General features: G+C 51.1%; 20 protein-coding genes. 4 read left to right on the top strand and 16 right to left on the bottom strand.

Translation table 11 applies throughout. The features are described 5' to 3' along the window. Positions 1–374: 374 nt before the first annotated feature. The 5 genes from MKZ24_RS12335 to MKZ24_RS12315 form a co-directional block, all read right to left on the bottom strand. Entirely contained in the window at positions 375–821 is a 447-nt protein-coding gene (locus tag MKZ24_RS12335; protein WP_042238703.1) for a hypothetical protein, read from the bottom strand. Between the two features lie 33 nt (positions 822–854). Continuing rightward, a complete protein-coding gene (locus tag MKZ24_RS12330) occupies positions 855–1,361 on the bottom strand; it encodes a type 1 glutamine amidotransferase domain-containing protein (protein ID WP_042238705.1) in 507 nt (168 codons plus the stop codon). 162 nt (positions 1,362–1,523) lie between these two features. Continuing rightward, on the bottom strand, positions 1,524–1,679 hold the full coding sequence (locus MKZ24_RS12325; protein WP_156123324.1) for a hypothetical protein: 156 nt from the start codon (positions 1,677–1,679) through the stop codon (positions 1,524–1,526). A 169-nt stretch (positions 1,680–1,848) separates the two neighbouring features. Next, positions 1,849–2,292, bottom strand: coding sequence for a D-aminoacyl-tRNA deacylase (dtd, locus tag MKZ24_RS12320; RefSeq protein WP_042238708.1), 444 nt, complete (start codon positions 2,290–2,292; stop codon positions 1,849–1,851). A gap of 43 nt (positions 2,293–2,335) precedes the next feature. Then, the gene (locus MKZ24_RS12315; protein WP_039294505.1) at positions 2,336–4,516 is read right to left on the bottom strand and encodes a RelA/SpoT family protein; all 2,181 of its coding nucleotides are present in this window, start codon (positions 4,514–4,516) and stop codon (positions 2,336–2,338) included. Between the two features lie 308 nt (positions 4,517–4,824). Here MKZ24_RS12315 and uraA point away from each other — a divergent pair, with 308 nt between their 5' ends. After that, positions 4,825–6,135: a uracil permease gene (uraA, locus tag MKZ24_RS12310; RefSeq protein WP_042238712.1), complete on the top strand. Its 1,311-nt coding sequence runs from the start codon at positions 4,825–4,827 to the stop codon at positions 6,133–6,135. A 163-nt stretch (positions 6,136–6,298) separates the two neighbouring features. Here uraA and MKZ24_RS12305 read toward each other — a convergent pair whose 3' ends face one another. The 6 genes from MKZ24_RS12305 to MKZ24_RS12280 form a co-directional block, all read right to left on the bottom strand. Next, complete coding sequence (locus tag MKZ24_RS12305) at positions 6,299–6,817, bottom strand: adenine phosphoribosyltransferase (RefSeq protein WP_039294499.1); 519 nt, start codon at positions 6,815–6,817, stop codon at positions 6,299–6,301. A gap of 88 nt (positions 6,818–6,905) precedes the next feature. Continuing rightward, the gene (gene recJ, locus MKZ24_RS12300) at positions 6,906–9,308 is read right to left on the bottom strand and encodes a single-stranded-DNA-specific exonuclease RecJ (RefSeq protein ID WP_340783323.1); all 2,403 of its coding nucleotides are present in this window, start codon (positions 9,306–9,308) and stop codon (positions 6,906–6,908) included. A 29-nt stretch (positions 9,309–9,337) separates the two neighbouring features. After that, positions 9,338–10,300: a cation diffusion facilitator family transporter gene (locus tag MKZ24_RS12295; RefSeq protein WP_340783321.1), complete on the bottom strand. Its 963-nt coding sequence runs from the start codon at positions 10,298–10,300 to the stop codon at positions 9,338–9,340. Positions 10,301–10,420: 120 nt separating this feature from the next. Beyond that, complete coding sequence (gene secF / locus MKZ24_RS12290) at positions 10,421–11,323, bottom strand: protein translocase subunit SecF (RefSeq protein ID WP_340783319.1); 903 nt, start codon at positions 11,321–11,323, stop codon at positions 10,421–10,423. Further along, complete coding sequence (gene secD, locus MKZ24_RS12285; RefSeq protein WP_340783317.1) at positions 11,313–12,566, bottom strand: protein translocase subunit SecD; 1,254 nt, start codon at positions 12,564–12,566, stop codon at positions 11,313–11,315. Before secD ends, secF begins: the two co-directional genes overlap by 11 nt. Before the next feature lie 232 nt (positions 12,567–12,798). Further along, positions 12,799–13,050, bottom strand: coding sequence for a post-transcriptional regulator (locus MKZ24_RS12280; RefSeq protein WP_042238721.1), 252 nt, complete (start codon positions 13,048–13,050; stop codon positions 12,799–12,801). Between the two features lie 211 nt (positions 13,051–13,261). Between MKZ24_RS12280 and spoVB the strand changes: the two genes are divergently transcribed. Then, positions 13,262–14,863, top strand: a complete 1,602-nt coding sequence (gene spoVB / locus MKZ24_RS12275; RefSeq protein WP_340783314.1) for a stage V sporulation protein B — start codon at positions 13,262–13,264, stop codon at positions 14,861–14,863. An 11-nt stretch (positions 14,864–14,874) separates the two neighbouring features. On the opposite strand, the gene MKZ24_RS12270 is transcribed toward spoVB, so the two are convergent. Further along, positions 14,875–15,666, bottom strand: a complete 792-nt coding sequence (locus tag MKZ24_RS12270; RefSeq protein WP_042238725.1) for a DUF421 domain-containing protein — start codon at positions 15,664–15,666, stop codon at positions 14,875–14,877. 317 nt (positions 15,667–15,983) lie between these two features. On the opposite strand from MKZ24_RS12270, the gene MKZ24_RS12265 reads away from it, so the two are divergent. Further along, the gene (locus tag MKZ24_RS12265; protein WP_042238727.1) at positions 15,984–16,376 is read left to right on the top strand and encodes a TIGR04086 family membrane protein; all 393 of its coding nucleotides are present in this window, start codon (positions 15,984–15,986) and stop codon (positions 16,374–16,376) included. A gap of 90 nt (positions 16,377–16,466) precedes the next feature. Next, positions 16,467–17,315 (top strand): phosphatase PAP2 family protein, encoded by an 849-nt coding sequence (locus tag MKZ24_RS12260; protein ID WP_340783306.1) that lies wholly within the window; start codon positions 16,467–16,469, stop codon positions 17,313–17,315. A gap of 86 nt (positions 17,316–17,401) precedes the next feature. Here MKZ24_RS12260 and yajC read toward each other — a convergent pair whose 3' ends face one another. The 4 genes from yajC to MKZ24_RS12240 are packed head-to-tail and all read right to left on the bottom strand — an operon-like array spanning position 17,402 to position 22,061. Further along, positions 17,402–17,716: a preprotein translocase subunit YajC gene (yajC, locus tag MKZ24_RS12255; protein ID WP_042238731.1), complete on the bottom strand. Its 315-nt coding sequence runs from the start codon at positions 17,714–17,716 to the stop codon at positions 17,402–17,404. Between the two features lie 45 nt (positions 17,717–17,761). Continuing rightward, a complete protein-coding gene (tgt, locus tag MKZ24_RS12250; RefSeq protein WP_042139546.1) occupies positions 17,762–18,898 on the bottom strand; it encodes a tRNA guanosine(34) transglycosylase Tgt in 1,137 nt (378 codons plus the stop codon). 21 nt (positions 18,899–18,919) lie between these two features. Next, positions 18,920–19,948: a tRNA preQ1(34) S-adenosylmethionine ribosyltransferase-isomerase QueA gene (gene queA / locus MKZ24_RS12245; RefSeq protein ID WP_042238733.1), complete on the bottom strand. Its 1,029-nt coding sequence runs from the start codon at positions 19,946–19,948 to the stop codon at positions 18,920–18,922. 10 nt (positions 19,949–19,958) lie between these two features. Continuing rightward, complete coding sequence (locus MKZ24_RS12240; protein WP_042238735.1) at positions 19,959–22,061, bottom strand: SpoIID/LytB domain-containing protein; 2,103 nt, start codon at positions 22,059–22,061, stop codon at positions 19,959–19,961. Positions 22,062–22,375 lie beyond the last annotated feature (314 nt).

Raw genomic sequence — 22,375 nt, 5'->3', positions numbered from 1 at the left:
GAGATGCCTCATTTCGAGCTATTTATAGCGCGAAGCATGTAAATTCTTAGATTTCAAAAAAAATGACCTGCAGCCGATTGCTGCAGGTCCATCACCATATATTATAAAAAAGGGGGTCATGCTTCTATTATAAACACGCTATATTAAGGAATCATGAATGTAATATTACAGTTGCATTACAGAAAAGAAAGCGTTTTATTGAGTCGTACATGCCTGTGCCTGAACTCTACAAATTAGGTTACACTACAACCCTATTCCCTGTCTAGAGAATTCATGCCCTTCCCGCTTCCCTGCGGGCAAATAAATAGCTCCAGCCCCTCCTTAGGGGAGGACTGGAGCTGAATTGGTTACCCGGATTAAGCAGAGCCTTCTGCTTAATCAAAAATCTCCACATAGGCCTGCTTGCCGCGCAGAACCTCCACAACCTCATTGTAATGATTCTCAGCCACTTTGAGATCCATGACGTAATGCAGGTTCTCCAGATCACTGTTTGTCAAATCAGAGTCCCTGTGAACCTCACCCGCCGTTCGTTCATCATCTGTCCGGCCCAGATCATCATCAACAGTAACTCCAGGCACAATGGCTGCTCCTGTAAGCGGCCCTGTCGCGCCCCCTGCTGCGTAGACCCCTCCGGCAGCTGTAGCCGAAGTATTATAGGGAGCCAGCGGCATCAGAATATTGCGGCGGTTGTTTCCGCCGGTATCCAGAGGATCCGTCAGTGCCGACACTTCAATTCCTTCCACACCGTATGGAATCAGTGCAGTCTTGGCACCTTCCGCTGCATCTTCCGTGCTGAAATAGGCTTGGATTCTTTTAGTCATTGTAAATCCCTCCCAGTGGTTTGTTTAAATGTATTACAACACCTTAAGCAGCTCACGCACAAATGCGGGCTCATCCTTGGGTGTGCGTGAAGTAATATAATTGCCGTCCACGACGACCTCTTCATCCTTGAATTCCGCACCAGCATTGATGAGATCATCCTTCAGCGGAGGGTAGGAGGTAAGCGTACGGCCTTGTACCAGACCGGCACTGATCAGAATCTGCGGCCCGTGACAGATAGCAGCTATAGGCTTGCCGGCATTGTCCGCATCTTTTACAAATTGCAGGATATCCTGGTCAAGACGAAGGTTCTCCGGCGAAGATCCGCCCGGGATGACTACAGCATCATAATCTCCGGCTTTCACCTCGCTGACCGCTTTATCGGCGGCATAAGACACGCTGCCTTTTTTACCGAGCAGAGTCTCATTTTTCTTCAGACCAATAATCTCTGCCTGATGTCCTGCCTGCAGCACTTCTTCATAAGGCACCTTCATTTCGGAATCTTCAAAACCATTAGCGAGCAGAAATGCTACTTTACTCATTGAGATTAATTTCTCCTCTCTACGCTATTCTGTTCTCGTCATTCTATTACCCGCATTCCCCGGCTTTCTAACGAGCCCTCACAGGTTTCGCAAATTCCCGCCGGCTAAACACCATTTGTACGCTCCAAAAAACAGATAAATAAGCCGCCTTCCCTGCACTCATTACGTTCGCGGCAGAAGATTGCGGCTTGTTCCCTTAAGCACCGGCAGATCCCTCTGATCCCCGGCTCCTCTTGCCGTTACAGAAGCTTCCGTCATCGACCCCGCCGTATGGCCCTGTATACTGTTCCATATCCATGCTTTCTGTGATTGTCTCATGCTACTGACTCCCCGCAACTTGTGAATATTATTGGTTCATCACTAGTTTATCCAGCAGGGGAGACCGTTATCCTATATCAAAAAAGACCCCACAACGTGGAGTCCTCACATCTAGCTGTAAAATTAGACCGGCATATCATGTCCGTTCTGCTGCCGCCTCTTTCAATGCCTAGCCCCGGCTGTCCAGCAGCAGGGTAACCGGTCCCCAGTTCGTCAGGGAGACGTCCATCATCGCTCCAAAAATACCGGTCTCCACCTGAAGCCCGCCTCTGCGCAGCTCCTGGTTGAAGTAGTCATAGAGCCGCTCTGCCTCCGCCGGAGCCGCCGCAGCCATGAAGTTGGGCCGCCGGCCTTTGCGGCAGTCCCCGTACAGGGTGAACTGGGACACGGACAGGACACTGCCTCCGGCATCCGTTACGCTGAAGTTCATTTTACCGGCGTCATCCTCAAAAATCCGCAGTCCGGCTACCTTGTCAGCCAAATACTTGGCATCCTTCTCCGTATCTCCATGGGTTACGCCGACCAGCAGCATCAGGCCCTCTCCAATCGCTCCGGTCACTGTTCCGTCTACCGTCACACTGGAATTCTTGCAGCGCTGCACAACCACTCTCATAACATCCTTCAGCTCCTTGCCTGGTTACCTTCATGCCTTAGCCTTATTGCATAATGCGGTTAACCGTATATACATCCTTCACGCGCTTGACCTTATCCACCACAGACTGCAGATGATCGGTGTTGCGGATCAGAATCGTCATATGAATCATTGCCATCTTGTTCTTGTCGGAGCGTCCGGTAACCGCCGAGATATTGGTCTTGCTCTCCGATACGGCCTGCAGCACTTCATTCAGCAGTCCGTTGCGGTCATGACCCGTAATCTCAATATCGACGCTATAGTTAGCCTCCATGCTGCCTTCCCACTCCACTTCGATGACGCGGGCTGATTCCTCGCCGTCCCCTTCACCCGGAATGTTCGGACAATCCTCACGGTGTACGGATACACCGCGTCCGCGGGTTACATAACCGATAATATCGTCGCCCGGCACGGGATTACAACATCGCGCGAAGCGTACAAGCAGATTATCTATCCCCTTAACGCGCACGCCGTTGGTCGGCTGATTGCGCTTCTCTCCGCTGGATTTGATCTCCTTCATCTCAGAAGTAAGCTCCAGATGACCGGCAGCTTCTTCCTGGTCCTTACGCAGCTTCTCGGTCAGCTTGGAGGCAATCTGCGCGGCTGTAATCCCGCCAAAACCTACTGCGGACAGCATATCCTCTACATCATTAAAGGCAAATTTCTTCGCCGCTTCTGACAATTTATCTTCCGTCAGCCAGTCAGAGATCTCCACGTTGAGGCGCTTCAGCTCGCGTTCGATCGCTTCGCGGCCTTTTTCAACGTTCTCTTCCCGCTTCTCCTTCTTGAACCATTGCTTGATCTTGCTGCGTGCATGTGAAGACTGGGCAATCTTCAGCCAGTCCCGGCTCGGCCCGTACGAGTTCTTCGAGGTCAGAATCTCCACGATATCCCCGGTCTTCAGCTTATGGTCAAGCGGTACGATGCGCCCGTTGACCTTGGAGCCGATCGTCCGGTTGCCGACCTCTGTATGGATACGGAACGCGAAATCAAGCGGCACAGAGCCTGCAGGCAGCTCTACAACCTCACCCTTAGGCGTGAACACGAAGACGAGGTCGGAGAAAAAGTCCATTTTGAGCGATTCCACGAATTCTTCGGCATCCTTGGCTTCATGCTGCAGCTCCAGAATCTCGCGGAAGAATGGCATCCGGTTCTCCGGATTCACATTGTTGCTGCTGCCTTCCTTATACGCCCAATGCGCGGCAATCCCGAATTCAGCAGTACGGTGCATCTCCCAGGTGCGGATCTGCACTTCTGTAGGCTCCCCGCCCGGACCCACTACCGTTGTATGCAAAGACTGATACATATTCGCCTTGGGCATGGCAATATAATCCTTGAACCGGCCAGGCATCGGCTTCCAAAGAGTATGGATAATTCCTAACGTAGCATAACAATCCTTAATATTGTCGACGATAATGCGGATGGCCAGCAGATCATAGATTTCGTTGAACTGCTTGTTCTTGGTGCTCATCTTGTTATAGACACTGTAAATATGCTTCGGGCGTCCCGAAAGATCGCCTTCGATGCCCATTTCATCCAGCTTGGCGCGGATTCGCCCGATAACGCTGTCGATAAACTGCTCACGTTCTGCCCGTTTCTTGTGTACAAGATTGGCAATCCGGTAGTATTGCTGCGGATTCAGATAACGGAGGGCAATATCCTCCATCTCCCATTTAATCGCAGAGATCCCCAAGCGGTCTGCAATGGGACAAAAAATCTCCAGAGTCTCATAGGAAATACGGCGCTGGCTCTCTTCCGACTGGTACTTGAGCGTGCGCATATTATGCAGACGGTCCGCCAGCTTGATCACAATGACCCGGATATCCTGAGCCATAGCGATGAACATTTTGCGGTAATTCTCGTTCTGCTGCTCTTCCTTGGAGCGGAACCGGATGCGTTCCAGCTTGGTCAGACCATCCACCAGCATTGCGCAGGTATCGCCAAATTTCGCGCGGATCTGGTCCAGTGACACCGTCGTATCTTCTACAACATCATGTAACAGCGCTGCAATAATAGATATAACATCCATTTGCATATTGACGACAATATCTGCGACCGCCAGCGGATGCAGAATGTATGGCTCCCCCGATTTCCGAACCTGCCCGTGATGAGCCTGATCGGCAAACTCATAAGCTTCCCGGATGCGGAGAAGATCTTTTTCTTTTATATAGGCGCCGGCCTTTTCGGTTAATTGCTCTATGCCCATTCTCGTCGTATCCGTTTCCCTTCTATAATAAAATGAACCCGCAAGCCGTGCAGAATTTGCAGGTTCCATATGTTCCAAACTGCACTACGCACAGATTAAAGTTGTCTATAATTATGACGCTTACGGAGGATTACGTCAACACTTGCCATAGCGTGGTATTCCTGTAAGGGAAAGGGACAAGAAAAGACAATTTTGTGGCGCGCGCAAAAATGTTGTTGTAAAAAGGCGCCGATCTATTTAATCTAGTAAAGGCGGTTTTTTAGCGCCAGGCTTACATCAAATTAGATCAGAAAGAGAAGTGAACTCCATTGCAACGCGAAATTCAAGTTAACGAAAGACTCCCTTGGGGCCCGGGTTTCCTCCTGAGTCTTCAGCATTTGTTCGCCATGTTCGGCAGCACAGTGCTTGTTCCCAACCTGTTCGGGGTAGATCCCGGCATGATCCTGCTGATGAATGGTATCGGCACATTGCTTTACATTTGGATCTGCCGCGGCAAAATCCCCGCATATCTTGGCTCAAGCTTTGCTTTTATTTCGCCGGTACTTATGGTCCTGGCTAAACACACAGACGATCATGAGCATGGATATTCGCTTGCACTTGGCGCATTTATTGTTACCGGTGTTATTTTTATTCTAGTCGCTTTGATCGTGCGTTATGCGGGCACCGGCTGGATTAATGTCGTATTTCCTCCGGCAGTTATGGGCGCTATCGTAGCCACCATCGGACTGGAGCTCGTTCCTGTTGCAGCACGCATGGCCGGACTGATTGCTCCTGAAGGTGTGGCCGTCACAGACTGGATTCCGGATGGCAAAGCTATTACCTTGTCAATGGTCACGCTTGGCGTTACCGTACTCGGCTCCGTGTTATTCCGCGGCTTCCCCAAAATCATTCACATCCTCATCGGTATCGTTACCGGTTATGTACTCGCTTATATCCTGGGTCAGGTAAATACTGGTGCTATCTCTGAAGCCCATTTCCTGTCCCACCCAACGATTATCACCCCATCCTTCGACTGGCAGGTTATCTTGACGATCATCCCTGTATCGCTTGTTGTTATCGTTGAGCATATCGGCCACCTGCTGGTTACCAGCAACATTGTCGGTAAAGACCTGACCAAAGATCCCGGACTGGACCGCTCACTGATGGGTAACGGGATTTCCACGGTACTCTCCGGATTCCTGGGGTCCACCCCGAATACCACTTATGGTGAAAATATCGGCGTTATGGCGCTGACCAAGGTGTACTCGGTATATGTAATCGGCGGCGCTGCAGTGATTGCCATCCTGCTCTCGTTCTCCGGTACGTTCTCGTCCGTCATTGCCAATATCCCGCAGCCGGTCATGGGCGGTGTATCCCTACTGCTGTTCGGTGTAATTGCCGCATCGGGTCTGCGTATTTTCGTAGAGCAGAAGGTCGATTTCTCCAAAGCCACCAACATGATTCTGGCTACTCTGGTACTGGTGGTGGGTATCAGCGGCATCACATTAACGGTTGGCGGTGTACAGCTGAAAGGTATGGCATTGGCAACTATCGTCGGTATGCTCCTCTCCCTGCTCTTCAAGCTGTTTGAAGTTCTCGGCTTGTCCAATGAACAGGAAGCAGATAAATCCGCTCATTAAGCCCTGAATACTTATATATAGAAGAAACTTGATTATACAGTACTTTTGCAGCTCTGCAAATGCAATATAAATGGCTTCTCATATTTAATCTAAAAAGCGGACTGCTGTCCTTAAATCGACAGCAGTCCGCTTTTTATTTCCCGGGAAAAGTTATCCGGGTGAATTAATCCTCGTAAGTCAACAGGGTAACCACTTCAATATCCGACAGCTTATTGCGTCCGGCCAGAGCGGTTAGTTCAATCAGGAAGGCAGCGCCGACAACTTGTCCGCCAAGCTGTTCCACGAGGCTTACTGAAGTAGCGATAGTACCGCCGGTAGCGAGCAGATCATCGGCAATCAGAACCTTCTGCCCCGGCTGGATAGCATCCGTGTGTACAGCAAGGGTATCTTTGCCGTATTCCAAATCGTATCCCACTTCAATCGTCTCGTAAGGAAGCTTGCCGCTTTTGCGGATAGGCACGAAGCCAACACCCAGTGCATACGCCAGCGGTGCGCCTACTACAAAGCCGCGCGCTTCCGGTCCTGCAATGACATCAATCTCCAGATGGGCAACGAGAGCCTTAAGCTCATCAATAGCCGCACGGTACTTGGCGCCGTCTTTAAGCAGGGTAGTAATATCCTTAAAGCTGATTCCCGGCTGCGGGAAATCCGGAATCACACGAATACTGTCTTTGAAATCCAAAAGTATCATCTCCTAAAAGTTATGAGGATAGGATATCCTCACCTGAATTCTCTGTAAAAGCTCTTACTCCGAAAGCACGCTACACCCTTTACGAGGCGCCTAGCCGGCGTGACAGCATGAATTCCTGAAGTTCGCCGCGGCTGCCTTCCATGAAATACTGCTCCATTTCAGCAGTCTTGCCCAGCCTGACGAAGTGCTCTGACGCCGTCAGGCTCTTGGCGGCAGGCTTCTTGACAAAGGTAATGCTTCCTCCGCTGCGTTCAATGAAATCAAGCTCAGCGAACACATCAAGCATCCTGCCCAGCATACGCACACCCAGTGCAGACTGGCGGCTGAGCCGCAGCAGCACTTCATGCTCGGGGGTTGCGGTTATTGCGATCGAGGCGATCAATTTATATAACGACTTGAAATGATCCCGCGTAGGAACCTGCAGCCGGTCACGGCCGTCGCGGATCGAATGCAGCAGGGCAATATTCTCTGTGCGGGGAAACGCAGTGAACAGTGCTTCCAGCTGCTCCGGCGTTTCCGGCATATCCAGCAGACAGAGCAGTGTTATCTCTGCTTCGTCATTCCCCGGCTCACCCTGATGCACCTGTGAAATTCCGGCATCCTCATCGTAGACCCACAGCGACATGCCCTTCAGCTCGCGCAGTGGAGACCTGCGGCTGTTCTGAAAGACCGCTGCTGTCTTAACCGGGCTGCTGCCGCTGTACGAACGGAGCAGCTCCTGAATATGCGCCGCCTGCTTAACCGCGTCAGCAGCACCGCGCAGGTCGAACAGCTGCGTGGCAGGCACTGCAAGATCCTGCAGCATCAGCTGAGGCTTGCGTGAGCCGTTCCATTCATTGACCGACAGCTCAGCCAGTACATCAATGACTGTACCATCAGGCAGCAGATCAGCCAGGGAACCCTTACCGAAGGCAACCGCTTCGATCGTCACCTTATCCTGCTGCAGGACAAGCTTCAGATGTTTGCCGTCCTGGCCCATCTTGCGGGTCTCCTTCACTGCAGCTCCGCGCAGAATGAATCTCGGCAGCGGGTTAGCCATCCCGAAGGGGGCAAGCCGCTCCAGTTCAAGCGCAGCCTGCAGTGACAAATCAGCAATCGAGACCTCACCGTCTGCAGCCGTCACGGCTACAAAGTCCTCTGGTGTCAGGATAGATGCAGCATATGCATTAAGCGCTGCATCAAAGTCTTCCAGCTTGTCCTGCGGCAGGCTCATTCCGGCCGCAGCCGGATGCCCGCCGAAATGGTCCATTAATCCGGCACATGAGGATAACGCCGCATAGATATCCAGTCCGGGGATCGAGCGGGCAGAGCCTTTGCACATCCCTGTATCCGGGTAAATGTCCAGAATAATAACCGGACGATAATATTTTTCCAGCAGCTTAGAAGCCACAATCCCAACAACGCCGACATTCCAGCCCTGCTCAGCCAACACAATAATATCTGGAAGCCCGGTTTGACTGATTCTCTGCTCCAGCTTCTCCGTAGCTTCCCCTACAATTCTCTCGACGACCAGTTGACGTTCCTTATTCAGGAGGTCAAGCTCTCCGGCAAATTGTTCTGCCTCTTCAGCATCTGCGGTAGTGAGCAGTGTAACCGCCCGCCCGGCATGGTCCAGCCTTCCGCTGGCATTAATGCGCGGAGCCATGCCGAAGGCAATATTAACAGCACTCACCGTACTCATCGTAATTCCGCAGACGGAGAGCAGCGCCCGAATTCCCGGAAACGGCGAATTCCGCATGCTGGTTAGCCCCCGGCGTACTAGACTCCGGTTCTCCCCAAGCAGCGGCATCAGATCCGCAACGGTACCGATAGCGGCAATCTCACACCATTCTTCAGGAACTCCGCTGCCCAGAAGGGCCTCCGCCAGCTTGTAAGCTACACCCACTCCGGCCAGCCCCTTGAAAGGATACGGGCAGTCCGGCAGTTTCGGATTAATGAGTGCATAAGCCTCAGGCAACAGCTCCGGCGGCTCATGATGATCCGTGACTATGACATCAATGCCCAGCTCTGAAGCGTAAGCAATCTGATGGTAGGCACTAATACCAGTATCCACAGTAATAACGAGAGATACTCCCTGCTGCAGCGCCCAATCGAGCGCATGATTATGCAGACCGTAGCCTTCATTGGAACGATGCGGGATATAAATGTCAAAAGAAGCACCCAGATGACGCAGAAGAAAGATCATCAGCGCAGTACTGGACACCCCGTCTGCATCATAATCGCCATACACCAGAATATGTTCTTCATCTTGCAATGCCTTTCGAATCCGCGGCACAGCCTCGGCCATTCCTTTGAGCAGGAATGGATCATGACTATCCTCCACTCCGCCATCCATGAATACCAGCGCCTTATCGGCAGTATCCATGCCTCTTTGCACGAGCAGTGAGGACAGAAGCGGAGAAATAGAAAGGCTCCGGGCCAGTTCCCGGTTTTTCTCGGGATCGGCTGCCGGAGATTGCCATCTTGTTTTTGAATGAAGCAATACAGCTCACCTTTCTCTCACCTTGCAGACTACTGAAGCAGCGTGGGAATATCATTATCCACGAGCTCATGGTTGCTTTTATAGGGATAACCCGGGTCATACGGCACAACATCCATTTGAACCTCGCCAACATGAACGAACCGGTGCTGCAGCAGCTTCCGGGCGCATTCCGAGATATCCTGAGCTTCCAGCACGCTAATCCGCGGATTTACGCTGATCGTGACATGAAGATTCACATAACTGCCTTCCTCCATTGCCTTAAGCTGCTCCACCCGGATGACTCCATGCACACGCTGGACGGTCTCAATGAAGCTGGCGGCTTCCTCGGAAGGAAGCTCCTGAATCTTTTTGCTGTAGACAGAGGAAGTAATTAGAGAATAGCCTTTGCGGATAACCAGACATCCGGTCAGCAGTGCGGCAATCGGGTCCATATAAAGCATTGGATGCCAATTGAAATACCCGCCCGTCATGGCCAGAGCAATACCAATAAATACGGTTATGGAAGTATATAGACTGAAACGGTGGGTATCCGCATACGCGGCATGACTGCCATCGTTCTTTTTTTTATAATAACGGTATTGATATTGAAAGATAGCCTCTTTGAACACAATGCAAATCAAGACGGTTACAAGTGCCGACTGCCCAGGTGCCGATAAATGTCCTCGGGTTAAATCACGAATGGCCGAGAAAGCAATCTGCAGCCCGCCCATAAGAATAAGCACAGAAAAAAGAATGGCCGCCATCGGCTCTTTATTTCGTTGACCGGCCCGGCTGCCCGATGATCCTGCATACTTGTGACTCTGCTTCGAATTCCACGGAATAACCCCTGCCAGTTTGGCGGCGGCATCTGCTCCGGAATAGATGGCGTCCCCCATCAATGCTTTGCTGCCTGAAAGATAGCCGAAGGCGCCTTTGGCCAGAGCCAGCATAATATCACTGAGTATTCCGGTCCAGGCAACGGTGTCTCTTGCAGCTAATTGTTTGTCATTCATAACGAGGCCCTCCTTACCACTAGCAAGTAATCTCATGATGATGAAACCGGCTTAAGATGCTGATCCAAAGATTCCGAAAAGCCGCGTCGCTTGTGACGCGGCTTTCCTGAAACTTAAGTTTTAGGCTTTGGCCGGATTGCTCTTTACCGGCGTCTTCTGGCGTTTTTTGAGCAGCAGCCAGAGCGGACTTGCAATAAAGATCGAGGAATAGGCTCCGAAGAGCAAGCCGATTACCATGGCAAGCGAGAACATTTTGATCGACTCTCCGCCCATAATCAGCAGGAAGAATGCGGCAATAAATACCGTAAAGGCTGTATACAGGGAGCGCATAAGGGTCTGGGTCACACTCTTATTGACCAGGGACTTAAGATCCTCATACGACTTCTGTTTACCGAACCGCAAGTTCTCGCGGATCCGGTCGAAGATAACGATCGTATCATTAATGGAATAACCGATTATGGTCAGCACCGCGACAATGAAGGTTATGTCTACCTCCAGACGGAAGATGGAGAAGATCGCTACAACCATAAATGCATCATGGAGCAGCGCCACGATGGATGCCATTGCGAACCGCCATTCAAAACGGATACTCACATAAATAATAATCCCGATACTGGCCAGAAGCACTGAATAGATTGCATTGCGGGCCAGTTCCTTAGCCATTTCTGTATCTACTGTGTTGATCTCAAAGGATGCCTTATCATCAATCTTGTTGATTGACTTCTTAAGGGTTTCACTTTGTACATCATCCAGTTCTTCATCGTAGCGGATGTTGACACGCTGATCCCCGATGGTAATTGTCGGATCATGCCCAATCCCAGCTTCATCCAATACAGGCTGTAGCTGAGCCAGGGTGATGCTCTTGGAGAGGGCAACGTCCACGTTGGACCCGGCCTTGAAATCAACGCTGTAATTCAGGCCGAAGGTTGCCAGAAAGACCAGACCCGCCACTGTAATGGCGATTGAGAAGATATAGAAAAACTTGCTTAAATGTACGAAATCAAGCTCTTTCTTAAAGCGCACTGATGTCACTCTCCTTTACCCCAAATTGCTTCGGCTTTTTGAGTGCGCCGGCTTTAACCAGCACTGTCAGCAGCCAGTGGGCAAAATAAAGGTTTGTTACAATACTAAGTACAATTTCCACGATCAGAATCAGCGCGAAGCCTTTAACGGCACCTGTACCGAAGGCGAACATGACAGCCGCTACAATGATCGTAGTGACATTCGCGTCCATAACGGTACGGAATGAAGTCTTGTTACCTGCTTTGACGGAAGATAAAATACTCTTACCGCTGCGCATTTCTTCTCTAATCCGTTCATTGGTAATGATATTGGCATCGACTGCCATCCCTATACCGAGAATGAACGCGGCAATACCGGGAAGGGTCAAGGTGAAATCAGCTATAACGAACACCAGAATCAGCAGCCAGGTATGAAGAATCAGCGCGAAGCTGGCCAGTACACCCGGAAGACGATACATGAACATCATGAAGACCAGAATGATCAGGGAACCTACAATACCTGCTTTAACCGTTTGGTCAAGAGACTGTTTACCAAGTGTTGCCCCTACGCTCTGGGAATATTTCTCCGTTAGCTTCAGCGGCAATGCACCGAGATTGATCGTATCTGCAATCTCTCGGGCTTCATCTAGTGTATATCCTCCGGAAATAGAAGCTTTACCATCGGTCAGGACTGCCCTAACATAAGGAGGATCGGACAACAATGTCTCATCCAGATAAATGGCGAGCTGCTTACCCAGCAGACGCTCGGTAATTTCCGCAAATTTATCCTTGTCCTTAATAGAGATGCTGATCTCCGGACGGTTGAGGTTATCGCGTTGCACGTCTGCCGCGCCTTCAACAAAATCACTGCCTACCAGTTCAATCTTGCTGAAGACTCCGGGTGCATCACCATCAGCGGCACTGCGGAAGGTTAGAACTGCAGGTTCTTTCATTTTTTTGCGGACCTCGGCTTCGTCAGTAACGCCCGCAATCTTCAGACGGATGCGGTCCGTACCTTCGGTTGTAACCTCAGGCTCGCTTGTTCCGAGTGCATTCGCCCGTTTCTCCAGGCTCTCCGCTGTTTTTTGCAGCGAAGCACGGGTCAGGGTTCCTCCCGTATCCATGGGCTCGGCGTGGTACAGAATCTCAAATCCGCCCTTCAGGTCAAGACCTAGACGGACCTTGTCCAGCAGCCCGGGAGTTGTAAATCCCATGACGCCGGTTAGAACGACCACGGTGATGATAAAGCTCAACATTCTCTTCATGCTCTAGCTAGTTCCCCTTTCATTACTCAATATTCCTATTATAGCTACGTGCGAAATCACCGTCAATTCAAGAGGAATGACGGTGCCGGATCCACACAAAGAAACGGCCGGTTCTGCTTCTGGGCGCAAACCATCCGTTTGAATAGGAACTGTTGAATTACTCTTCTCTTACTTTACTGCTTCCTGTAGCCGTTTGCAAAAGAAAATCGTTCCTTTTGGGCAAATTAGGCCGTCAGTTCAACCCCCGGTAGGCTGCAATGGTCAGATAATTCATGTAACTGCCCGATTTCAGCGAATAAATATCATTGACCAGTTTATGCAGAGGAGGTCTTCCTTCCTTAACATAATTACGGCTGACGCAATCCCAAATATCCTTACCGGTTACATATTCATAGCCGAGGAGCCGGAATTCCTCCGCTTTGCTGATGCACATGGCTTCGATTTCTTCACTAAGCTCGTCATATCTCCATTGTTCCGATTCCACGTGTTGACACCTCCAAAGATTCCCCGTTACGTATGCTCAGAGATTAATATTCGCCCCCTCTGCCACTCTTTCCTTCTTTCGGCCAAAAACTTGTCATATGGAAAGCTTGTCATGGAGTTGACCTGTAGCAGCATATCCTTATACAAGCCTGCTTGGGAGAGGAACAAATTCACCGGAAGTTTTCATCTAATTTGGGAAGAAGGAGTGCCCTTTGAGGAAACAGACCTTTATACAAGGAACATTAATCCTGTTATTTGCAGGCATCATTAACCGGATGCTTGGTTTTATTCCCCGGATTGCTTTGCCGCGAATCATCGGCGCCGAAGGAGTAGGACTATATCAGCTTGGATATCCGTTCTTTATCGTATTGGTAACCGTCATTACCGGCGGGCTGCCGCTGGCAATTGCCAAAATGGTTGCTGAAGCAGAAGGAGAGAACCGGCCGGAGCAGTCCCGCAAAATCCTGCATACGGGCCTGGCAATCAGTCTGACACTAGGAATTTTTTTCACCATTGTAGCTCTGCTCAGCGCCTCTTGGGTATCAAGCGTTATTCTGACCGACCAGCGGGTATATTACACCTTTGTCAGCATGACTCCAATGATTGCAATCGTGGCCGTTTCGTCCATCTACCGCGGATATTTCCAGGGCAGGCAGAATATGCTTCCCTCGGCGTTCTCCTCTGTGCTGGAATCAGTCATCCGGATCTTCTTCATGCTTTGGTTTTCCTGGTTGCTGCTCCCAAAAGGAATTGCTTTTGCGGCGGCAGGTGCGATGCTGGGCGTTACTGTAGGTGAAATAGGCGGAATGCTGGCCCTGCTGCTGCAATATTATTATATCGTCAAAAAGGACAAGAATGAGGCTCCGCCTCCTGCCGGCACGGCTGTTCCGGGTAGTTCTGCAGAGTCCGGAGATGAACCGCAGAGACCACCCGGGGGTGTGTTTAAGCGGCTGGTCGCCATCTCTGTACCTGTAACCGCCGGACGCCTGATCGGCTCCTTCTCGTATCTGCTGGAATCCATTATTACCGTGCGCAGCCTGGCGCTTGCCGGAATAGCCGCCGCAGCCGCAACTGCACAATACGGTTCTCTGCAGGGAATGGTTATCCCGCTGCTGCTGCTGCCGGGTGTGCTCAGCTCCTCGCTGGCCGTTTCCCTCGTCCCTTCCTTATCCGAGGCAGCTGCCCGAAATGACCTGCCCACGATTCATAAAAGAATGCATCAGGCTCTGCGGCTGGCTATGGTAACAGGCGCTCCGTTTGCTGCTGTTATGTACGTTCTTGCCGTACCTTTATGTACACTGATGTACGGCAATGCAGCGGATACGGCACCTATGCTGAGGATGATGGCACCGTTCGCATTATTCCTCTATGTCCAGGCCCCGCTGCAGGCTGCACTTCAGGCAATGGACCGCCCCGGCAAGGCACTGATTAATACACTGATTGGTGCGGTCGTCAAAATTTTGCTGATTCTGCTGCTCGCCTCCAGGCCGGAATACGGGATTCAAGGAGCCATCATCGCCATTATTGTCAATAGCCTCCTCGTGACAATACTGCATGGATACAGTGTTATCCGGCTGACAGCCATGTCCTTAAGATGGTCGGATCCGGTCAAAATTATAGCGGCTACGATCATCATGGCTGCCGGAATGTCTTACGTCTATACCTCAGTTCAAATCTCCTACTCACAGTGGATACAGTTTCTGGCTGCCGCTGCCTGCGGGATGGGCGTATACTTTAGCATTTGCCTGTTATCGGGCCTGATTTCCGGGCGTGATCTGGAGCGTGTGCCCTTCTTCAGACGCTGGCGGAACTAGACCTCACTTCCTTATCGGGGGCTGATCGGGTCAATATAAATCTGCCCTTTATGATCAATCGAGCATAGAAAGACATCACGGAAATCGGAGACACCCTTCTGGCGGATCTGGGTTCTAAGCCAGAAGCGGTTCTTGCCGATCATCTCCAAATTGTCGTCCTGCACCTTTCCGTCCATAATCAGCGGAATCGGGAGACCTTCGTAGCGGATTTTATGCTTAGGAAGCTTAACCGTACTGGAGCTGTCAGATTTATCTGAACTGCGGGAGCTTTGCGGGTCTCCGCTGTTCTGTTCTTTCTGCTCAGCGCTTGAGCTGCTGTTGCCTGTTTGGTTGGACGAGGATACTCCTTTGTTCTTCTCAATTACAGTAAGCTGCCCGCTGGTTTCAAGAATGGCGAACTCCACATCTGCCGGACTGTCGATGTTCTGCCCCCGGAGCTGCAGCAGAAGATCATCTATATTATATCTCTGTTTACGCATCTCGCCCCGGTGCAGCTTACCATCCGAGATTAGAATACTCGGCTTGCCGTCCACCAGCAGGCGCAGCTTCCGGCTCTTCAGACTGAGCTGTGCAACCAATACCTGAATCAGCACCAGGGTCGCCATGGGCACGAACCCGTCATAGATGGGACGCTCGATATCTTCAATCACAAAAACAGCGATCTCGGCAATCATAATGGAAATTGTGAGATCAAAAACCGACAGCTTACCGATTTCCCGTTTGCCCATGATCCGCATACTTAGGAAAATGAAGATATACATCAGCACGGTCAGAAAGATGTGGGTAGTAATATGCTGGAACATATTCTCTTCGCTCCCCTTCCGCTTCTCACCCGGCAGCTGAGAGCCGTAACGGGTGGATTAATGTACCCCTATTCTGACCTGCCTGCCAAGGGAACATTCGGAGGCCTGCTGATTAATTACTGGTAAAAGTCCAGTCTGCCATTCTTGTACTATTGGGGCAAGCCTTCCCATACAATGATTAGTACCAGCTCAGGCAGGACACTTTTTCAAAGCCCAGCCCGAAAGTATCGCAAACAAACTTAGCGTATGCTTTCCAAGCCCGTTTGTAAGGAGTCCGTCCAGGAAGTAACGCAAACAAACTTTTAGGAGGTTTTACCATGTCGTTAATTAGGCGTCTATTCTCATGGAAAATATCTAGTCCTGTATTGTCGGGTTTATGCCGGTCGTTCCTGTGGATGCTGCTGGGCGCATTCGTTCTCTCCCTGCTGCTCTGGGGCAGCGGACTGCAGGAACAGGATCTTACCATGTATACCTATATTGTACACGGCATAGCTGCCGCTTTCGGAGGCTTGACCGCAGGCGGCAGAGCTACAAGCAAAGGCTGGTATCAAGGAGCACTGACCGGCGCATTCTATGGATTGATTGTTCTGCTGATCGGATTCCTGGCTCTGGACAGCGCACCGGCAGGGATTGATTTCCTTTGGGTACTGGCTGCAGCAGGCATTGGTGCACTCGGGGGAATATTTGGGGTTAATTTACAAAAATCCTAATTAATATAATTTCGAAATTTGAAACCTATCCTTGAAAATATGTTACACTAAATGCATCTGACTTCATATGAGGGATTTATCAAGGAGGCTTTGAATGCTTTGCTTTACCAGTCCATAAATCTTGTAGTTGTATACACCGTTGCCATTGTAGTGGTTTTGATTTGGATCGGCGCCCGGCGCAATCCGCTAATGGCCCTAGTTGAAATCGGTAGAGAGCTCCTGCGGTCCTATAAATTCACTCTGATTATTATAGGAATGTTCAGCGTGCTTGCTGTGAATAAATATGAGCTGCAGATCGAGCAGAAGATGCACCTGACTTCGGATTACACTGCCTTTGTCTTTGGTCTTGAAGGCCACTTTGTCAGACATGTGCAAGAGCTGTTCTATACGCCTTGGCTGACCCCAATTATCGTCTTCTTCTATATCTTCATGCTGCAAGCAGTGCTTGCCGCCTCGCTCGGTATCTATCTGCTGGCTAAGAACCGCGTGATGCTCTATGCGACCTGCTACACGATCATGATAACCTATGCCGTTGCTATTCCATTCTATCTGTATTTCCCGGTAAATGAAGTGTGGTCCTATCTGCCCGCAGGGGTGCGATTTACCATGCTGGATGTTTTTCCGAAGTTTGAAGAGGAGTACCGGCCGCTATCGGGCCTTAACAACTGCTTCCCTAGCCTGCATACTGCCATTTCCGTATCCATGGCGCTGCTGGCCTACCGTTCCGGCAACCGCCGCTGGATGGTGATTAGTACAATCTCGGCCGTTGCTATCGTCTTCGGAATATTCTATCTCGGTATCCACTGGCTGACCGATATGCTCGGCGGCACTTTGCTAGCCGTTCTGTCCACAACTGTCGCAGTGCAGCTTGCCAAATTTACCCTTCGTAGCGGGGAAGAACGGCTGAGAGTACGAAGCCGGGCAACGGATGTGCGATAATATCAACCTTTGAACTGTATAATGTAAAAAAACCGGCGTTTCTCTCACGAGAGACGCCGGTTTTTATGTAATTTAATGCAGACAAATCAATCTTTGTCTTCTACTTCCACGACAGAGTGACTGATCGAACCCCGGTCAAAGGTCAATCGGGTCACGTCATTAACCCGCAATACAACGATGTCATCAGAAATCTCCATAATTGTTCCGTGAAGACCGCCGATAGTAACTACCTTATCGCCTTTTTTCAAAGACTTGAGCATTCCGTTACGTGCTTTGGTTTTCTTCTGCTGCGGACGAATCAGCAGGAAGTAGAAGACAACAAACATAAGTACAAATGGACCTACCAGGCCAAGAATATTGCCTCCGCCGCCTGAAGCTGCTGCCAGTTGAAAATGTGACATATCATTCCCCCCTTTCCAAAAAATTTAACATATCACTCAGTACTTTTAGAAGCCTTTTAGATTATCATATAATCCGTATTGTGCAAAAAACTCATCGCGAAAATCAAGCAGCCGATCTTCCATGATGGCTTCACGCACTTTACGCATCAATTCCAGCAGGAAGTGTAAATTATGGTATGTCGTTAACCGCAAGCCGAAGGTTTCGTCGGCTTTGATCAGATGGCGCAAATAAGCGCGGGAATAATTCCGGCAGGTGTAGCAATCACACTCCGGATCAAGCGGCCCGAAATCACGGGCATACTGCGCGTTGCGTACAACGAGTCTTCCCTGACTGGTCATCGTCGTTCCATTGCGGGCAATACGGGTAGGCAGAACACAATCGAACATGTCTATTCCGCGGATTGACCCTTCCAGCAGCGCATCCGGTGAACCTACGCCCATTAAATAGCGCGGTTTCCCTTGCGGCAGCAGTGGAACTGTATAATCCAGCACTTCATACATTAGCTGCTTGGACTCTCCGACGCTGAGCCCTCCAATAGCATACCCCGGGAAATCCATGGAAGTCAAATCTGCCGCGCTCTGACGGCGCAGATCCTCATGCATGCCCCCCTGTACGATTGCGAACAGCCCCTGATCATTAGGACGTGCATGGCTCTTGAGGCATCTTTCTGCCCAGCGGGTGGTGCGTTCAAGTGACTTTTTGACGTATTCATATTCTGCCGGATAAGGCGGGCATTCATCGAAGGCCATCATAATATCGGAACCGAGTGCATTCTGAACTTCCATCGCTACTTCCGGCGAGAGAAACTTCTTGTCCCCGTTTAAATGGGAGCGGAAATGAACGCCTTCTTCGGTAATCTTACGCATGTCGCTCAGAGAGAATACCTGGAAGCCGCCGCTGTCAGTCAGGATGGGCCGGTCCCAGTTCATGAATTTGTGCAGACCGCCGGCTTCGCCGATGATCTCATGGCCCGGGCGAAGGAACAAATGGTAGGTATTACTCAGAATAATCTGCGCATTCATTTGCTTAAGCTCTTCGGGGCTCATTGTTTTGACGGTGGCTTGTGTGCCTACCGGCATGAAGGTCGGTGTTTCAATAATTCCGTGTGGAGTATGCACTCTTCCAAGCCGTGCTCCGGACTGCTTGCAGGTCTTAATGTGTTCATAAGTGATTGCTGCCATAGGTTTAACCCTTCCTCTTGCTTAATAAATGAACATTGCATCGCCAAAGCTGAAGAACCGGTACTGCTGCTTAATCGCTTCTTCGTAGGCGGCGAGAATATGCTCCCGACCGGCCAAAGCGCTCACCAGCATGACCAAAGTTGACTTTGGCAGATGGAAATTGGTAATCAATGCATTGACGACAGTGAATTCGTAGCCGGGATAGATGAAAATATCCGTCCAGCCGCTTGATGCCTTCAGCGGTCCGCCCGCCGCTTGTCTCCCGGCCGTCTCAAGGGTCCGGCAGGAGGTTGTGCCGACAGCTATAATTCTTCCGCCTCTGGCTCTCGCGGAGTTCAGCATCTCTGCCGTCTCTTGGGATAATTCGTAATATTCGGCATGCATCACATGTTCTTCCACGGTTTCTACCGACATCGGACGGAATGTGCCAAGACCTACATGCAGGGTAATATAAGCGATATTCACGCCGGCCGCTGCAATCTGCTCCAGCAGCTCTTGGGTGAAGTGCAGCCCCGCCGTCGGCGCAGCCGCCGACCCTTCGTGCCGCGCGTAGACGGTCTGATAACGTTCGCGGTCATCCAGAGTTTCCTTAATGTACGGAGGAAGCGGCATCGATCCGAGCCTGTCCAGTATTTCCTGGAAGATTCCCTGATAGATAAAGCGCAGCGTCCGGCCGCCCATATCCGCTTGGTCCTCTATTACGGCGCTAAGCTCTTCGCTGAAGATAATCACCGCTCCGGTCTTCAGCTTTTTGCCGGGCTTAACCAGCGCTTCCCAGCGGTCTTCACCGAGATTCTTCAGCAGCAGAACCTCTGCCTTCGCCCCGGTATCTTCCTTGACACCGAACAGTCTGGCCGGAATAACTCTCGTATCATTCAACACCAATGTATCTCCCGGACGGAATTGCTGCAGTATATCTGTGAAATGCCCGTGTTCCAGTTGACCATTCTCCTTGTTTACGAGCAGCAGTCTGGAAGAGCTGCGGTCAGCAAGCGGAGTCTGGGCAATCAGTTCCTCCGGCAAATTAAAATCATAATTATCTACATTCATGATGGGATCTTCATTCCTTAACTATAGTAACGTTATTAAAATAGTGTTGCAATATTTGACGATAATCATACCCGCTATCCGCCATGCCTTTTACGCCCCATTGGGACATGCCCAGGCCGTGCCCGTTGCCCCAGCCGATGAAATAGAATCCTGGACTGCTGGTGACCACTCTGGAAGATTGATCAGCACCCATGACTACGGTTCCGCTGCCATTTGCAGTTACTTTGCCGGTTGCAGAGAGCACTCCGGCGCTTGCCACACTGCCTATAGTGGCTGTAGTGCCGTCAGCGCCTAGTACAGTATAACTGCCTGCCGGGACAATATCAAACAAAGTACTGGGCAATCCGCCAAAGGAAGAACGGAACAGATCCGGGTATTTCACCTGCAGAATTTGGCCGTTAGCCTTGACTTCCACCGCTCTCCCCGAAGGGCCGCGCTTAGTCACCTGGAGACTGGTTATGGAAGACGGAAGAGCGTTGCTTGTTTTGCCGGACAGGCTTTTGAGCAGCTCTGCCGAGGTATACGGCCCTTTGATCCAGCTGTAGCTGCCGGATTCGTAGACCTGGCCCAGCACTACTGCGGTATCGCCGGGATTCAGCTTGCCTGCCGGATTGGCACTGTTATCAATAATAGGCAAAGGCCGGATATTCACATCCTTGGTGGTTGCCGTAGCCAGCGGAAGTCCGGCTGCCGTTGTGTTCCCGGTTAATTTGATATTGTCTTCACGGGCATATCCGGAAATACCGCTGTTCAGCAGCACATAATACCACTTTTTAGATGAAGCAACTGCCGCAGCATCCTCGCTGCTGACTACACTGACGAAGGTATCGCCGCCGTTGTTCCACACCTCAGACGGGTCTGCGGTAACGCCGCCGCCGTTGGAGGAGAACACGGCTTCTACTATTTTGCCGCCGCTCATCAGCACTTCGCCTGCGGTAGCATCCACTGCCTTGGTAATGACTGGAGCCTCAGCGCCTATGCCGTTATACACCTGGCTCAGCGTGGTATCGACAACATTGGCTACATCGAAGCGGTTGCCCTGGGCCAGCGCATAGCTGCGCGCCGCAACGGCCTGGGCTTTGAGCGCCTCTTGCGGCCAGCCGGATGAAACTTCTCCGCCGACAACCGCATACAGATATTGCTCCAGCGGCACTACGTTGATTACAGACAATGAACCGTTCAGATTGCCCAGCTCCAGATTGCCGCGGTAAGTACGCTTGGATCTCTCCGTAAGCAGAATCCCCTTCTCATTGCCGGCGGCTGTGAACTTCGCGTCGCTTCCGGATAACAGATAATGAAAGGCCTGCACTTCACTGCTGAAATCAAGTCCTGCGTCCATCCGGATAATTAGTCCCGCTGTACCTGCCGCCACCGGCGACAGAACAAGCTGCGGGAGCAATCCAGCTGCCGCAGCAGAGACTGTTGCAAGATCGCTGTCGTTCGCCGCTTCGCCTACCCAAACTTCAGTCCGTGCACTGCCGCCTTCTCCGGACACGAATACCGGCCAGGCATCGAACCCGGCAGCAGTAAGGCTGCCGACAACCGCCTGCGCTTCCTCCAGCGTCGCGTAGGAACCTGCGGACAGATGTTTGGTCCCGGCAACCGCCGGTGTCTGTCCTTCCGGAAGGCTTACTCCGGCTTTCATCACGGAGGTCAGCCCCGATTGGGCGGCAGCTACACTGGCATAGCTTCCAGTGTAGAGCTGATACACCTTGGCTCCGCCCCGTGATGCCATAAACAGCTGGGGTTTATCGGAGGTAGCCTGCAGCTTCTTGGCTGCATCCGCTGCCACCTGCCAGGTTGGCGTTTCCAGCACCTTCACCCGGTAGCCGTCCAGACTGACACGTACTTTGTTCTGGGGAGGAACCGACAGCAGAGGTGTTCCGGCCTGCGAGAGCAGGCTGAAGCCCAAATCGGACTGCAGTGTGACCAGCGGTACGGTAGATTTATATTTGCTGCCAATATCGGCATACAGTGCAACCCGGATCGCCCCGCCGGTATCGGCGTGAGTGGTACCCGCAAAGGTCAGAAGGCTGCCTGCTACCAGTGATGCGGCCAATACTCCGCGGCCCAGCAGCCCTAACCCTGTTTCTTTCCACCTGGCAAGATTCATTGTAGGCCTCCTAAAAATTTTGAGAGTATCTGCTGCCTGACTAGGCTTCGTTCCAAACCCGCTTGGGAAGCATACTCTTAATTGTGTTATATAAAACGAACTTTAGAATGCACTTATGTGACGAGTGGTTTATTCAACTTCTCGCATCTAATCCATTGCAAAGAGCATTCAAATTCTTAAGTTTCTCACCTGTATAGGCTTAATTGTTGTACGTATTGCAACTTGATCCCCTAGATATCTGGCGGTTGGGACAGATTGTTGTATGAAATACAAGATTTGTCCCGCCAAACCGCTTGGAGGAGAAGGAATGCTGC

Source organism: Paenibacillus sp. FSL R7-0297 (genome assembly GCF_038009025.1).
Classification (GTDB): Bacteria; Bacillota; Bacilli; order Paenibacillales; family Paenibacillaceae; genus Paenibacillus_AQ.
The sequence above is the reverse complement of the archived record's forward strand: the minus strand, read 5'-3'. Positions and strand labels throughout refer to the sequence as shown.